The organism is Mesorhizobium sp. B2-6-2 (assembly GCF_006440615.1).
GTDB lineage: Bacteria > Pseudomonadota > Alphaproteobacteria > Rhizobiales > Rhizobiaceae > Mesorhizobium.
On record NZ_VFUG01000002.1, the window covers coordinates 509449 to 523867 of the forward strand.

A 14419-nucleotide genomic window follows, 5' to 3' on the forward strand; every position below is an offset into this window, starting at 1 on the left:
ATAGACCGGGCCAGCAGCCGATGTCGAGGCGAACACCCGCCCGATTTGCCCCCGGATTTCCGGCTGTTTCAACCTGTCCGGCCGCCTGGCGGAGACGCGCTAGGCACGGCCGTCGCGTATCCCCGCGACAATCTGCCCTTGTGGTCTCACCCCGCTGGACAAAAACGGGCCGCACGCATAAACCGAACTCCAAATGCCGGAGGAATTCGCTAGCCTGTTCGCCATGCGCTGTCGGGCAGGTGCGATTGAGCGGGGACAAGGCTCGGCCTCCGGTTAGGAAGAGGCGAAAGGATCAGGCACCCGTGAGCGCAACCGACATCCACGATCCCAACCGTCGCGATTTTCTCTACGTGGCTACCGGCATGGCCGCCGTTGTCGGCGCTGGGGCCGTCGCGTGGCCGTTCATCGACCAGATGCGCCCGGACGCCTCGACGCTGGCGCTGGCTTCGGTCGAGGTCGATGTTTCTTCACTGCAGCCCGGCAGCTCGCTGGTCGTCAAGTGGCGCGGCAAGCCCGTGGTGGTGCGCAACCGCACCGAAAAGGAAATGAAGGACGGCGCGGCCGTCAATCTCGCCGACCTCAAGGATCCGATCGCGCGCAACGCCAACCTGCCGTCCGACGCGCCGGCGACCGACGCCAACCGCACCACGCCCGGCAAGGAAGCCTGGATGGTGATGGTGCAGGTCTGCACGCATCTCGGCTGCATCCCGCTAGGCCAGGAAGGCGATTTCGGCGGCTGGTTCTGCCCGTGCCACGGTTCGCAATACGACACCGCCGGCCGCATCCGCAAAGGCCCGGCGCCGGAGAACATGGCGATCCCGGTATTCAAGTTCATTTCCGATACCAAGATCCTTATCGGTTGAGGCAGGGGACATTTCGATGAGCGAGGGACACTCGACCTATACGCCCAAGACCGGTATCGAGCGCTGGTTCGACGCCCGCATGCCGCTGCCGCGGCTGGTCCATGACAGCTTCGTCGCCTATCCGGTGCCGCGCAACCTCAACTACATGTGGACGTTCGGCGGCATCCTGTCGATCATGCTGGCCGCGCAGATCCTGACCGGCATCGTGCTGGCGATGCACTACACCTCCGACACCAATCTCGCCTTCGATTCGGTCGAGAAGATCATGCGCGACGTGAATTCGGGATGGCTCTTGCGCTATCTCCATTCCAACGGCGCTTCGTTCTTCTTCGTCGCCGTCTACATCCATATCTTCCGCGGCCTGTTCTACGGCTCCTACAAGGCGCCGCGCGAGCTCTTGTGGATCCTCGGCTGCATCATTTACCTCCTGATGATGGCCACCGGCTTCATGGGCTACGTGCTGCCTTGGGGCCAGATGAGCTTCTGGGGCGCTACCGTCATCACCGGCTTCTTCAGCGCCATTCCGCTGGTGGGGAACTGGATCCAGGAACTGCTGCTCGGCGGCTTCGCCGTCGACAATCCGACGCTGAACCGCTTCTTTGCGCTGCATTACCTGTTGCCGTTCATGATCGCCGGCGTCGTCGTGCTGCACATCTGGGCGCTGCATGTCGTGGGCCAGTCGAACCCGACCGGTATCGAGGTCAAGTCGAAGACCGATACCGTCGCCTTCACGCCCTACGCCACCATCAAGGACGCGTTCGGCATGATCGTGTTCCTGTTCGTCTTCGCCTATTTCGTCTTCTACCTGCCGAACTTTCTCGGCCACCCGGACAACTACACGGTCGCCAACCCGCTGAAGACGCCGGCCCACATCGTTCCGGAATGGTACTTCCTGCCGTTCTACGCGATCCTGCGCGCCATCACCTTCAACATCGGCCCGATCAACTCCAAGCTCGGCGGCGTGCTGTGCATGTTCGGAGCCATCGCCATGCTGTTCCTGGTGCCGTGGCTCGACACCTCCAAGGTGCGCTCGGCGGTCTATCGTCCATGGTACAAGCTGTTCTTCTGGCTGTTCGTAGCCGACGCCATCCTGCTCGGCTGGCTGGGCTCGCAGCCGGCGGAAGGCAGCTATGTGTTCATGGCGCAGATGGCGACGCTGTTCTACTTCGCCTTCTTCCTGGTCATCATGCCGGTGCTCGGCCTGATCGAGACGCCGCGCAGGCTGCCGAACTCGATCACCGAGGCTGTGCTTGAAAAGAAAAAGGGCGGCAGCGGACATCCGGCACGCGCTGCCGCCGCGCCGGAAACCACGGGCTGAGAATCTGAGGGGATTTTGGGTATGAAGAAGATTCTCACCTCGCTGGCGCTGCTTGGCTTGGTGGTCGCGGGCACCGCTGCCATCGCCGCCGAAGAGGAACACAACGCGGCCGCTCCGACGCATTTCCCGATCAACGAACCGAGGGAAATGAGCTGGAGCTTCGCCGGTCCGTTCGGCACCTATGACAAGGCGCAGCTGCAGCGCGGCCTGAAGGTCTACAAGGAAGTCTGCTCGGCTTGCCACTCGATGAACCTGGTGGCCTTCCGCACGCTGGAAGGCCTCGGCTATTCGGAGGCGCAGATCAAGACGCTGGCCGCCGAATACACCATCCATGACGGCCCGAACGATGCCGGCGACATGTTCGATCGTCCCGGCAAGGCGTCGGATCACTTCCCGGCGCCGTTCCCGAACACAGAGGCCGCCGCTGCCGCCAATGGCGGCGCCGCGCCGCCCGACATGTCGCTGCTTGCCAAGGCGCGCGGCGTCGAGCGCGGCTTCCCGCGCTTCATCTTCGACATCTTCACTCAGTATGCGCAGGGCGGTCCGGACTACATCCACTCGCTGCTCACCGGCTACGACCGGACGCCGCCGGCCGGCATGGTGATCCCGGAAGGCACGCACTACAATCCGTACTTCCTGTCCGGCGTGTCGTTGAAGATGCCCAAGCCGCTCTCGGACGGCCAGGTGACCTATGACGACGGCTCGCCGCAGACCGTCGACCAGTATGCCCGCGACGTCTCGGCCTTCCTGATGTTCGCCGCCGAGCCGCATCTCGAGGATCGCAAGAAGACAGGCTTCCGCGTCATGATCTTCCTGCTGGTCTTCGGCGCATTGGTCTACATGACCAAGCGCAGGGTGTGGGCCGACGTGGCGCACTGAGGCGGCTTGCCCCAGAAAAATGCAAGGGCGCCGAATGGCGCCCTTTTCTTTTCAGCCGCTTGCCGGCAAAACTGTGCGGCAACGGATCAACCGCCCATGAAATCCTCCCTCGAAGACACGCTGCTAGCGGCCATCCGCACCATTCCGGACTACCCCAGGCCCGGCATCCTGTTTCGCGACATCACCACGCTGCTTGGCGACGCGCGCGCCTTCCGCCGCGCCATCGACGAGCTGGTCCATCCCTATGCCGGATTGAAGATCGACAAGATCGCCGGCATCGAGGCGCGCGGCTTCATCCTCGGCGGCGCCGTGGCGCACCAGCTTTCGGCAGGCTTCGTGCCGATCCGCAAGAAAGGCAAGCTGCCCTACGAGACGGTGCGCGTCGCCTACAGCCTCGAATACGGCCTGGACGAGATGGAGATGCACAAGGACGGCGTCTCGCCGGGCGAGAAGGTGATCGTGGTCGACGACCTGATCGCCACGGGCGGCACGGCGGAAGCCGCGGTGAAGCTGCTCAGGCAGATCGGCGCCGATATCGTCGCGGCCTGCTTCGTCATCGACCTGCCGGATCTCGGCGGCCGCCAGAAGCTGGAAGCGCTAGGCGTGCCGGTGAGGACGCTGATCGGGTTCGAGGGGCATTGAGCGATTTTCCCCTTCTCCCCTTGTGGGAGAAGGTGGATCGGCGCGCAGCGCCGAGACGGATGAGGGGTGTTCCAGCGGAGTGAGGCGCTGGCTTTCCCTGGAGCACCCCTCATCCGTCGCCTTCGGCGACACCTTCTCCCACAAGGGGAGAAGGAGAGGCGCTATCCCACCTTCACCAGAACGGCGCTGTCGAACTCGATCACCTTGTCGCCGGTCGAATCGAAACCTTCCGAACGCAGCGTCAGCAGGTTCCAGCCGGGCCGCCCGGCGAGCGGGCGGTGCGCCTGCGCGGTGCGCGTGAAAGTCACGGTCTCGCCGGCGTAGACCGGCTTCAGCCACTTCAAATTGCGGAAGCCGGGCGAGGGGCCGAATTCGGGCTGCGGATCGGGGCCTGTCCAGCGCACGCCCTCGGTCTCCATGCGCTTTTCGAGGTTGTATTTCATCCAGGTGGCGGCAGTGTGCCAGCCCGAGGCGCAGAGCCCGCCAAGCACGCTCTTCCTCGCAGCCTCTTCATCGACGTGGAAGACCTGCGGATCGTATTTGTTGGCGAACGCCTTGATCTCGTCGGCTTCGAATTTATGCGAGCCGAGCGTGACGGTCTCGCCGATCAGGAAATACTCGTCCAGGGTCATGACAGGTCCCTTGTGGTATCACGCGCTAGGAACATGCCGGTGTTTTCGAGTTCGAAGACGCTTTCGCCGCGCTGATTGACGAGCTCGCTGCGCATGGTGACCAAGCCGAGCTGCGGCCTCGATTTCGACTGGCGCTTGGAAAGTATGGTGAGCGTGCCGGTAAGCCTGTCGCCGGCCAGCACCGGCTTCTTCCATTTCACATGCTCGATGCCGGGCGAGCCCTGCGAGGTCGAATCGAGCAGGAAGGCATCGCACAGCATTCGCATGAACATCGCGCAGGTATGCCAGCCCGAAGCCGAAAGCCCGCCGAGGATGCTCGCCTTGCCGGCTTCCTCGTCGAGATGCATCGGCTGCGGATCGAACTCCGAGGCGAATTCGATGATCTCGGCGGCGCTTACGTCCTTGCTGCCGAGGTCGAGCGAGGCGCCTTCGGCGAAATCCTCATAAGCCCAGGTTTTTCCGGTCATGTCGGCAATCCGGTTGACGAACGCGATCCCGAGGATCGGAAAACCCGGATGCCGGCCCAAGTCGATTTGGTCAAGTGATTTCTGGTAAGCCAGCCAACGCCGGCCAAGTCCGTCAGAGCCAGCCGCGGCGGCGGAAATACCAGAAGGGCAGGATCGCCGAGACCACCATCAGGGCGATGGCGAAGGGGTAGCCGAACTCCCATTTGAGCTCGGGGATGATGTCGAAATTCATGCCGTAGATCGAGGCGACCAGCGTCGGCGGCAGAAAGATGACGGCGGCGACCGAGAAGATCTTGATGATGGCATTCTGCTCGATCGAGATCATGCCGAGCGTGGCATCGAGCAGGAAGGAGATCTTCTGCGACAGGAAGGTGGCATGGTCGGCAAGCGAGAGCACGTCGCGCGACAGCGTCTTGATACGGGCGCGCACATCCTTGCTCATCTTGGTCTGGTCCGCGACATGGGCGAGAAAGCCGGCAAGGCGCTGCAACGAGATCAGGCTGTCGCGGACCGAGGAAGCGATGTCCTCCTTGCGGCCGATGCCTTTCAGAAGCTCCTGGAAATCGCGGTTGCGCTTCGAGGCCTTGGTCGAGCGCGCCTCGAAAATGTCGCGCGAGATCGTTTCCACCTCGCGGCCGGCGCGCTCAAGGATATCGGCCAGGCGATCGACGATCGCCTCGAGGAGGCCGATCAGGATGGTGTCGCCGCTGGTGCAGCCGGTCGCCACCTTCTCGGCGCGCTGCGGGAAGGTCTTGAAGGCCTTGGGCTGATGATAGCGGATGGTGATCAGCCTCTTGCCGGCGAGCGCGAAGGTCACCGGAGACATCAAGGGATCGTCGGCCTCGGTCTGCGCCGGCAGCACGGCAGTCATGAAGTAGCCGCCATCCTCGATATAGAGACGGCTCGAAATCTCGATCTCTTCCATCTCCTCGCGGGTCGGAATGGCAATGCCCAGCCAGCTCTCGATGCGCGCCTCTTCCTCCTTGGTCGGGTTGAAAAGATCGGCCCAGACAACCCTGTCGCCGTCCGCCGCGAGGTCCTCGGTGAGGCGCAGGCGATCATTGTCCACGACGAAGGTCTTTATCATCGCCGGGTCTCCTGGAGATCAGGTGTTGAACTTGAACAGCATGATGTCGCCGTCCTGGACGACATATTCCTTGCCTTCGTCGCGCGCCTTGCCGGCTTCCTTGGCGGCCGCCTCGCCGCCCAACGTGACGAAGTCGTTGTAGGCGATCGTCTGGGCGCGGATGAAGCCACGCTCGAAGTCAGTGTGGATGACGCCGGCCGCCTGCGGCGCCTTGTCGCCCTTGTGGATCGTCCAGGCGCGCGTTTCCTTCGGCCCGACGGTGAAATAGGTGATCAGATGCAGGAGCTCGTAGCCGGCGCGGATCACCTTGTTGAGGCCCGGCTCATCGAGTCCGATCGAGGCAAGGAACTCCATTTCTTCCTCATCGGAAAGCTGGGCGACTTCCGCCTCGATCGCCGCCGAGATCACCACCGTGCCGGCGCCCTGCGCGGCCGCCATCTTCTCCACCGCCCTGGTGTGCTCGTTGCCGGTGGCGGCGTCCGCTTCGGCGACGTTGCAGACATAGAGAACGGGATGCGAGGTGAGCAGGTTCAGCCCCTGCAGGATGCGCAGGTCCTCCGTCGCGATGCCGTTGAGCAGGAAGCGCGTCGGCTTGCCGGCCTGCAGAAGCTCGAGCGCGGCCTCCATCATGGGCAGGACGGCCATGGCTTCCTTGTCCTTGCCGGCGGCGCGCTTGCGGATCTGGGCGATGCGGCGCTCGAGGCTTTCGAGGTCGGCGAGCATCAGCTCGGTCTCGACCGTCTCGGCGTCGGCGACAGGGTCGATGCGGCCTTCGACATGGGTGATGTCGTCATCCTCGAAGCAGCGCAGCACATGCACGATGGCGTCGACCTCGCGGATGTTGGCGAGGAACTGGTTGCCCAGTCCTTCGCCCTTGGAGGCGCCGCGCACCAGGCCGGCGATATCGACGAAGGAGATGCGGGTCGGGATGATCTCCTTCGACTTGCCGATCGCCGCGATCTTCTGCAGGCGCGGATCGGGCACCGCCACCTCGCCGGTGTTCGGCTCGATGGTGCAGAAAGGATAGTTGGCGGCCTGCGCGGCAGCCGTCCTGGTCAGCGCGTTGAACAGCGTCGACTTGCCGACGTTGGGCAAGCCAACGATGCCACATTTGAAACCCATGTTCGTCCAATCCTGTCGGAAATTCGATTTTGGTGAGGGCTATGGGCGATAGGGGTGACGAACGTCAAGCCCCATGCCTTTACCGTGACAGGGCCTAAAGCGCGTCGCGATCTTTTAGATTCGCTCCCTGCGCTTTAGGCTTTTGATATTGCGCATGTCTTTACCCCGAAACCGGTTCCCACTTTCGGGAGACATGCTTTAGTCCTTGCCAAAGAGCTTCTTCAGCATGGCAGCCATCGGGCCGCTTTCCGGAAGCTTTGCCGCTGGCTGCTGCGGGCGCGCCTGGCGGACATGGCTTTGCTGCTTCGGCGCCTTGGGCGGCGGGCGGTCGTCGTCGCCGGTCGGCACAAGCTTGTCGCGCAAGGCGAGCGTGACCCGGTTCATGAACGAGCTGTCGTCGCCCTTGGCGAGCAAGCCGGCAGCGTCGGCAATTGCATCCAGCAGGACATCGAGCCACTCGCGGTCGGCCTTGGCGAAATCGCCAAGCACATGGCCGTGCACCATCTCCTTGACGCCGGGATGGCCGACGCCGATGCGCACCCGGCGATAGGCGTTCCCGACATGCTGGTCGAGCGAGCGGATGCCGTTATGGCCGCCGGAGCCGCCGCCCACCTTGACCCGGAGCTTGCCGGCGGCAAGGTCGATCTCGTCGTAGAAGACGGTGAGGGCGGATGGTTCGAGCTTGTAGAAGCGCAGCGCTTCGCCGACCGACTGTCCGGAGAGGTTCATGAAGGTTTGCGGCTTGATCAGCAGGATTTTTTCGCCGCCGAGCGTGCCTTCTGAGACCAGGCCCTGGAATTTTCTCGACCAGGGCGAAAAGGAATGGCGGCGGACAATCGCGTCCGCCGCCATGAAGCCGACATTGTGCCGGTTGTTTTCGTATTTCGCGCCCGGATTGCCGAGGCCTGCAAAGACAAGCATCGTCGCCTCCAGACTTAGAGCACGATGCCGAAAAGTGTGAAGCGATTTTCGGAAAACATCATGCCCTATTTCTTTGGTTTAGAGCCGGATGAAATCATCCGGCCCGGAGAATTACTTCTCTTCGGCCTCCGGGGCCGCCGTCTCTTCCACTGCTTCCGTGGTCGCTTCCGTCTCCGGCTTCATCGCCGAGGAGCCGGCAACGGTCGCGATGGTGAAATCGCGATCGGAGATGACCGGCTTGACGCCGGCCGGCAGCTTGACCGACGAGATGTGGATCGAATCGCCGATATCGGTGCCGGTGAGATCGACGGTGATGAACTCCGGGATCGCGTTGGCCGGGCAGTGGAACTCGACTTCGTGACGAACGATGTTAAGCACGCCGCCGCGCTTGATGCCTGGCGACTTGTCTTCATTGATGAAGTGGACAGGCACGTCGACATTGACTTCGGTGTCCTTGCCGATGCGCAGGAAGTCGACATGGACAGGAAAGTCCTTGACCGGGTCGAGCTGGAAATCCTTCGGCAGGACCTGGATCTTCTTGCCGTCGACATCGATCGTGGCGATTGTGGTCAGGAACCCGCCGCCATGGATCTTGTAGAAGATGTCCTTGTAGTTGAGCACAATCGCCAGGGGAGGCTGCTTGTCGCCGTAGATAACTGCAGGCACTTTACCGTCGCGACGAACTGCACGGGCGGACCCCTTACCGACCTGTTCGCGCGCTTCGGCTTTCAGCTCATAAGCATCGTGGCTCATGGCATTTCCTTTCGCGTGTTGTGGAGCGTTCGCGGCCGGCAAACCCGTCCGTAAACGTCGAAAGCCGTCGCGCCTTGCACGATCTGTCGATGCGTTTGGCGATCCAAAAGCGTCTTGGGGATCATGCAGGCCTGGCCGGCCTTCCTCCGCGTTGCCTCCAAGGGTGTCTACGCGGGTGGCGGCTCTATAGCGGAAGGCGGGCAAGGGTGCAAGCGGTTGGCCGGAAGGGTTGCGGGCGGTTACCAAGCACCGAAAGCATAAACCGGAAATCCGATTTGCGGCAAATGTAGGAACGGGTGGTTCTCAGCCGTCCTGCGGCATCTGACCAGACCCAATGGGGACCGATATGAAGCTTCTGTTCAGCCGCAATCCCAATCCTCGCCTCGCGGTCGCCACGGCGCGCCATCTCAAGGCGGAGATCGCGTTCGAGTTCGCATCGCCCATGGCGCCGGGGCAGGCCGAACGCTATCGCGCGCTGAACCCCAATCTGACCTTGCCGATCCTGGTCGGGCCGGGATGGAGCCTTTGGGAGGCCGACGCCATCGCCTGCCGGCTTTCGCGCGAGACGCATTCGGATTTCTGGCGCAGCGGGGAGGACGAGCCGGACATGATCCGCTGGATCAGCTGGGGCAAGGAACGGTTCGCTTTCGCTTGCGACATGGTGCATTTCGAGCGTGGGACCAAGCAGCGCTATGGGCTCGGTCCTATCGATCGGGCGTTGGTCGAGGAGGGGTTGAGGCAGTTCCACGCCGCCGCCGCGATCCTCGAGCCAGAGCTTGCCGGACGCGATTGGCTGGTCGGCAATTCCGTCTCCTATGCCGATTTCCGCATGGCGACATTCCTGCCTTTCAACGATGCCGCCCGATTGCCGCTCGGCGACTACCCCTCTATTCGCCGCTGGTATGGCCGGCTCGAGGCGATCGATGACTGGCGCGACCCTTTCAACGGACTGGAAGCGCCGCAGCTGCCGCCGGTCGACTGAATGGTATGCGTCGCGGCGATGGCTTATCCCAGACGCAAGCCGTGCCGCTCGGCCAGCGCCGGAATGCTGGAGAAGTCGATATCGAGTTCATAGCGGGCGACGATCTCACCGATTGCGGCCTCGTCCACGGGCTGGACAGCCAGCAGCGGCGCCAATTCGCGAAAATAACCTTCAAATCCGGCCGGGGATATCAGCTCGAGCAGACGCGCCTCGTCGTCACCGGCGTTCCAGAACGCATGCGGCACGCCACGCGGCTTCATAACCAGGTCTCCCGGTCCGGCCACCAGGATCTGCTCACCAAGCTGCAATCCGATGCTCCCTTGGAGGATGTAGGAATATTCGTCTTCGTTGCGGTGGGTGTGCAATGGAGCGCCGAGCGCACGTGCAGGCAATCGATGTTCGACGAGGCTGAATGCCCGGTTGGTCGTATTGCCGTCGATCATGTAGCGGGCGCTAAGAGCAAAGAGATATACGAGTTGGCCCTCGTCGGGACCTAGCACGTTGCGGGCGGTTTCCATGACGCGTTTCCATTTCGGCTTACACATTGTAAGCTGATAATGTATGACCACATGGGAGCTGTCAAGTTTCATCTAACGCGATGTAAGGCGAAATTTGTGACCACGCGAAAATATGAGCAGAAGAAGCGTGCGGAGCGGGCAGCGGAGACGCGGCAATCGATTTTGGATGCGACCATCGAACTCCACCGCACTGTCGGGCCGGCAGCGACGCAAATCAGTGAAATCGCCAGCCGCGCCGGCGTGCAGCGAGTGACAGTCTACGACCACTTTCCCGACGAGCAGTCGCTGCTTGCCGCATGCTCATCCCACTGGCGGGAGCTTCATCCAGTGCCGGATCCGGCTGCCTGGCTCTCGATCGAAAGTCCGTCCAGGCGAATCCGTCGGGTTCTGTCGGATCTTTACGGCTGGTATCGCGAGACGGAACCGATGACCGCCAACGTGATGCGTGACGCAGAATTGCGACCAGCTCTCAAGCAAATCATAGAGAAAGGTCTGGGCCAGTACCTTGATGCCGTTCGCCGGGTCCTGATGGAGGCGGCACGGCCCGATAGTGAGCGGCGAATGCACGTGGATGCCGCCGTGCAAGCTGCCATCAGTTTCCATATCTGGCGGGCGCTCAGTCCCCTGGGCGACAGCGAGGCCGCGGAACTTGCCGCCGGCCTGATCGAGTTGGCGGTGGCTCCCTGAGGGTTTCCCAGCATTGGCCGAAAGTGCCGGCGCCATCCAAGGACAGTTCCCGTTGCGATCCGCTTGTCGGCAGCCGAGCCTCGCCGTCAGCCGCCGCCCGCATGGGCCTTGCCGAATTCAGCGATGCATATCCCAGGCAGCTCTCCGGCGGCATGGCGCAGCGCGTCGGCATCGCCAGGGCACTGACGGTGCAGCCAGAAATCCTGCTGCTCGACGAGCCGCTCGGGGCGCTCGACGCCATGACCAAGATCTCCATGCAGGAGGAGCTGGCGCGCATCTGGAGCGAGGAGAATGTCACCGTGGTTATGGTGACCCATGACCTTGAAGAGGCGATCTATCTTGCCGACAGGGTGCTGATACTGCCCAGGGAGAAAGGCAGTGCGGCGCGACTGATCGATGTCGACCTACCGCGGCCGCGCGAGCGCAGCGAAAGCCGCTTCGTGCGCTATCGCGAGGAGTTGCTACGCGAGTTCGGCCTGCACTAGGGTGATATTCAGGTGATGCCGGCCCGATCTTGAATCTCAATTAGCCCTAGGCGGTGTCCACCATCTGGCCGCCGCTTAAAGCATTGCGCAGCGCCTGGATTTGCCGGTTCAGGGCATCGAGTTCAGCGGGCTTCATGCCTGATCGCTCGATCAGGGTCTCGTTCAGGCAATTGCACCGGACGAGCAGAGCACGTCCGGCGGCGGTCAGGTCGACCTGCACCTGGCGCTCGTCCGTCTGGCTGCGCTGGCGGGTGACAAGGCCAGCCTGTTCCATGCGTTTCACCAGCGGCGTGATGGTGCTCGATTCGAGGGCCAGCCGATGCGCGATGCTGCCCACCGACATGCCGTCCGTCTCTCCCAGCGCATTAAGCACGAGATATTGCGGATAGGTGATCCCCATCTCGTCCAGCATTGGCTTGTAGGTGCGGTTGATCGCCATGCTGGTGGCGTAGAGGGTAAAGCAGAGCTGATTGTCCAACGGGAGAGGCACGGCGCATTCCTTTGCCGACTGAGCATCCTTTATGTACCACGGGAAATGGTATCGCGATACATATTTTCGTGGACAAGGCTCCCGATCTCCATTACGAGATAGTTATCGCGATATTGTTTATCGCGCTAATATAAGGAGATTGAGATGACCTCGCAAACCAAGTCGGGTTCGGGCAGCGGCACGATCACCACGAAGGACGGAACGCAGATCTTCTACAAGGACTGGGGGACTGGCCAGCCGGTCGTCTTCCACCATGGCTGGCCGCTGAGCAGCGACGACTGGGACGCCCAGATGCTGTTCTTCCTGGCACAGGACTACCGCGTCATCGCCCATGACCGGCGCGGCCATGGCAGGTCTAGCCAGACCGATACCGGCAACGAGATGGACACCTATGCCGCGGATGTGGCTGCGCTCGCGGAGCATCTCAACCTCAAGGATGCCATCCACGTCGGTCATTCGACAGGCGGCGGCGAGGTCGCGCGCTATGTCGCGCAATATGGCGGCGGAGGCCGTGTCGCCAAGGCCGTGCTGATCGGTGCGGTGCCGCCGATCATGTTGAAGACGCCGGCCAATCCCGGCGGCCTGCCGATCGAGGTGTTCGACGGTTTCCGCGCGGCGCTGGCGGCCAACCGGGCCCAGTTCTTCCACGACGTGCCGGCCGGCCCGTTCTACGGCTTCAACCGTCCCGGCGCCCAGGCTTCCGAAGGTGTCATCGACAATTGGTGGCGCCAGGGCATGATGGGCGGCGCCAAGGCGCATTACGACTGCATCAAGGCCTTCTCCGAGACAGACTTCACCGAGGACCTGAAGAAAATCGACGTGCCGGTGCTGGTCATGCATGGCGACGACGACCAGATCGTCCCGATCGCCGACTCCGCACTCATCTCGATCAAGCTGCTCAAGAAGGGCGAGCTCAAGGTCTACAAGGGTTTCCCGCACGGCATGGCAACGACCCATGCGGATGTCATCAACGCCGACCTGCTGGCCTTCTTCAAGGCCTGAGGCTGCCTGCCAAAACGCGAAAGCACCCGCCTCGGGCGGGTGCTGCAAGGATGACGTTCCTTTCGACGAGAAGCCAGCACCCGGCCGCCGATATCATCTCCAGACTTGGCATCGAAAAATGGTACTGTCGCCTCTGGAGAAGGGGGCAAGAAAATGAGCGCCGTCGTAGGATCGCTGCTTGATGCCGGCGGTTGCAGCATCACGCCGATCCGATGAGATATGTTTCGCTGGGAACGTATCCGATCCGGCAGCCGGTCCAGGGCGGCCAGCTGCGGGCGAACGCCATCCACAAGGTCCTGCGGGACTGTGGGTGGGAAACACGCCATGTCCTCGTTACTCCCAACCGCGGCGCCAGGCGGGAAATGGAGGCCGACGATCTTTTCATCGAGATGCCGCGCCGGTTTCGCAAGCAGATGGCCAGGCGCAAATGGCGTTCCGACGTCGCCACCGCTGAATTCATCGCGCGGAGCAGCTCCCATCGTCGCGAAATCGCAAGATTTCTCGACGACTTCAGGCCGGATGTCGTCGCGGTGGAGCAATGCTGGCTCTGGCCGGCCTTGCGTGAGTATGTTGAAACGTGCTCGCCCGAGGCGCGTTTTTCAATCGTCTACAGCTCGCAAAACGTCGAACAGCAATTGCTGGCGCAAGAGGCCGAGATAGCCGGCGCGGGAACGGACCTTTGGAGCGCGCGACGCGCGGCGGACATCGAGTCCGATCTTGCCGCAAAGGCGGACCTGGTGGTCGCGGTCAGCGAGCAGGATGCAGCCTATTTTCGCAAGCTCAATCCAAGCGTGGTGGTCGCGGCCAACGGCGTATGGCCGCGGGAAACGCCCGTCGGCCTCGATCGTTGGGCATCGCGGTTCGCCGGCCTGCGCACAGCGCTGTTCGTCGGATCGGGCCATCCACCCAACGCCCGCGGTTTTCTGCAGATGACGGATCCGGACCTTGGTTTTCTCTCAGCCTCGGAGCGGATTGTGGTGGTTGGCGGCGTTGCCGACCAGATTCGCAGCGATCCCGGATTCCTGCGGCACCGTGGCGCCGACAATGCCCGGATCGAGCTGCTCGGCATGCAGGACGGCGCGAACCTCAGCGCGCTGATCGAGCTTGCCGACGTCGTGATGCTTCCGATCGTCGAAGGCGGCGGCACGAATATCAAGACCGCGGAAGCGCTGTACAGCCGCAAGCCGGTCGTGGCGACATCCTTCGCGTTGCGCGGCTACGAGCAATTCCAGCATTGGCCGAATGTCCGGTTGGCGGACAGGCCGGAAGACTTCCGGGATGTGCTTGCCCAAGCGCTCAGAAGCGAACCTGAAGCGCTGAATTCGGCGGACATCGCACAGCTCGACACGCTGCTTTGGAATTCGACGCTCCGAAAGCTTCCCGAGCTGTTCGCCGCGCTGCCGAGGCGGCAACGCCAGCCGGCGGCGAACCCGGCCGATGGCCGGGGCCGCGTTCTTCACGGCCTTTTGCAACGCCTGGGTTTGAGGGGAAGGAGCTGATCTCGTCGCGAGGGCGGCGAGGGAAGAAGCTGCTTGTTGGGTAAAGCAAGCGTCGCGCCATGGGACGCCGCC

16 protein-coding genes and 1 pseudogene are annotated in these 14419 nt (G+C 62.7%); 9 read left to right on the plus strand and 8 right to left on the minus strand.

Translation table 11 applies throughout. The features are described 5' to 3' along the window. Positions 1-302: 302 nt before the first annotated feature. The 4 genes from petA (at position 303) to FJ419_RS07830 (ending at position 3702) form a co-directional block, all read left to right on the plus strand. Positions 303-863, plus strand: a complete 561-nt coding sequence (gene petA / locus FJ419_RS07815) for a ubiquinol-cytochrome c reductase iron-sulfur subunit (RefSeq protein ID WP_095766509.1) — start codon at positions 303-305, stop codon at positions 861-863. A gap of 16 nt (positions 864-879) precedes the next feature. After that, complete coding sequence (locus tag FJ419_RS07820) at positions 880-2181, plus strand: cytochrome b N-terminal domain-containing protein (RefSeq protein ID WP_140543252.1); 1302 nt, start codon at positions 880-882, stop codon at positions 2179-2181. Between the two features lie 21 nt (positions 2182-2202). Further along, the gene (locus tag FJ419_RS07825) at positions 2203-3060 is read left to right on the plus strand and encodes a cytochrome c1 (RefSeq protein WP_140689247.1); all 858 of its coding nucleotides are present in this window, start codon (positions 2203-2205) and stop codon (positions 3058-3060) included. Positions 3061-3156: 96 nt separating this feature from the next. After that, positions 3157-3702 (plus strand): adenine phosphoribosyltransferase, encoded by a 546-nt coding sequence (locus FJ419_RS07830; protein WP_095766724.1) that lies wholly within the window; start codon positions 3157-3159, stop codon positions 3700-3702. A gap of 161 nt (positions 3703-3863) precedes the next feature. Here the strand turns inward: FJ419_RS07830 and FJ419_RS07840 are convergent, their stop codons facing one another. The 6 genes from FJ419_RS07840 to FJ419_RS07865 all read right to left on the minus strand — a co-directional run bounded on the left by FJ419_RS07840 (position 3864) and on the right by FJ419_RS07865 (position 8684). Beyond that, positions 3864-4334, minus strand: a complete 471-nt coding sequence (locus tag FJ419_RS07840; protein ID WP_140689249.1) for a MaoC family dehydratase — start codon at positions 4332-4334, stop codon at positions 3864-3866. Then, on the minus strand, positions 4331-4801 hold the full coding sequence (locus tag FJ419_RS07845) for a MaoC family dehydratase (protein ID WP_140635452.1): 471 nt from the start codon (positions 4799-4801) through the stop codon (positions 4331-4333). The genes FJ419_RS07840 and FJ419_RS07845 overlap by 4 nt, the downstream gene beginning before the upstream one ends. 112 nt (positions 4802-4913) lie before the next feature. Beyond that, positions 4914-5888 (minus strand): magnesium/cobalt transporter CorA, encoded by a 975-nt coding sequence (gene corA / locus FJ419_RS07850; RefSeq protein ID WP_140689251.1) that lies wholly within the window; start codon positions 5886-5888, stop codon positions 4914-4916. A gap of 18 nt (positions 5889-5906) precedes the next feature. Continuing rightward, the gene (gene ychF / locus FJ419_RS07855) at positions 5907-7010 is read right to left on the minus strand and encodes a redox-regulated ATPase YchF (protein WP_140543248.1); all 1104 of its coding nucleotides are present in this window, start codon (positions 7008-7010) and stop codon (positions 5907-5909) included. 198 nt (positions 7011-7208) lie between these two features. After that, the gene (pth, locus tag FJ419_RS07860) at positions 7209-7931 is read right to left on the minus strand and encodes an aminoacyl-tRNA hydrolase (protein WP_140689253.1); all 723 of its coding nucleotides are present in this window, start codon (positions 7929-7931) and stop codon (positions 7209-7211) included. A gap of 111 nt (positions 7932-8042) precedes the next feature. After that, positions 8043-8684: a 50S ribosomal protein L25/general stress protein Ctc gene (locus FJ419_RS07865; protein ID WP_140689255.1), complete on the minus strand. Its 642-nt coding sequence runs from the start codon at positions 8682-8684 to the stop codon at positions 8043-8045. A gap of 346 nt (positions 8685-9030) precedes the next feature. Here FJ419_RS07865 and FJ419_RS07870 point away from each other — a divergent pair, with 346 nt between their 5' ends. Further along, on the plus strand, positions 9031-9666 hold the full coding sequence (locus FJ419_RS07870) for a glutathione S-transferase family protein (protein ID WP_140543246.1): 636 nt from the start codon (positions 9031-9033) through the stop codon (positions 9664-9666). 23 nt (positions 9667-9689) lie between these two features. Here FJ419_RS07870 and FJ419_RS07875 read toward each other — a convergent pair whose 3' ends face one another. After that, positions 9690-10184, minus strand: coding sequence for a cupin domain-containing protein (locus FJ419_RS07875; RefSeq protein WP_210241650.1), 495 nt, complete (start codon positions 10182-10184; stop codon positions 9690-9692). A gap of 96 nt (positions 10185-10280) precedes the next feature. Here FJ419_RS07875 and FJ419_RS07880 point away from each other — a divergent pair, with 96 nt between their 5' ends. Both FJ419_RS07880 and FJ419_RS07885 read left to right on the plus strand, forming a co-directional pair. Beyond that, on the plus strand, positions 10281-10871 hold the full coding sequence (locus FJ419_RS07880) for a TetR/AcrR family transcriptional regulator (RefSeq protein ID WP_181170636.1): 591 nt from the start codon (positions 10281-10283) through the stop codon (positions 10869-10871). 101 nt (positions 10872-10972) lie between these two features. Continuing rightward, positions 10973-11356, plus strand: a pseudogene (locus FJ419_RS07885) (ATP-binding cassette domain-containing protein); the annotation flags it as partial. A gap of 46 nt (positions 11357-11402) precedes the next feature. On the opposite strand, the gene FJ419_RS07890 reads toward FJ419_RS07885, so the two are convergent. Continuing rightward, on the minus strand, positions 11403-11846 hold the full coding sequence (locus FJ419_RS07890; protein WP_140689259.1) for a MarR family transcriptional regulator: 444 nt from the start codon (positions 11844-11846) through the stop codon (positions 11403-11405). 144 nt (positions 11847-11990) lie between these two features. Here FJ419_RS07890 and FJ419_RS07895 point away from each other — a divergent pair, with 144 nt between their 5' ends. Together FJ419_RS07895 and FJ419_RS07900 are read left to right on the plus strand one after the other, a co-directional pair. Continuing rightward, the gene (locus FJ419_RS07895; protein ID WP_140635461.1) at positions 11991-12848 is read left to right on the plus strand and encodes an alpha/beta hydrolase; all 858 of its coding nucleotides are present in this window, start codon (positions 11991-11993) and stop codon (positions 12846-12848) included. Positions 12849-13039: 191 nt separating this feature from the next. After that, positions 13040-14347: a glycosyltransferase gene (locus FJ419_RS07900; RefSeq protein ID WP_140689261.1), complete on the plus strand. Its 1308-nt coding sequence runs from the start codon at positions 13040-13042 to the stop codon at positions 14345-14347. Positions 14348-14419 lie beyond the last annotated feature (72 nt).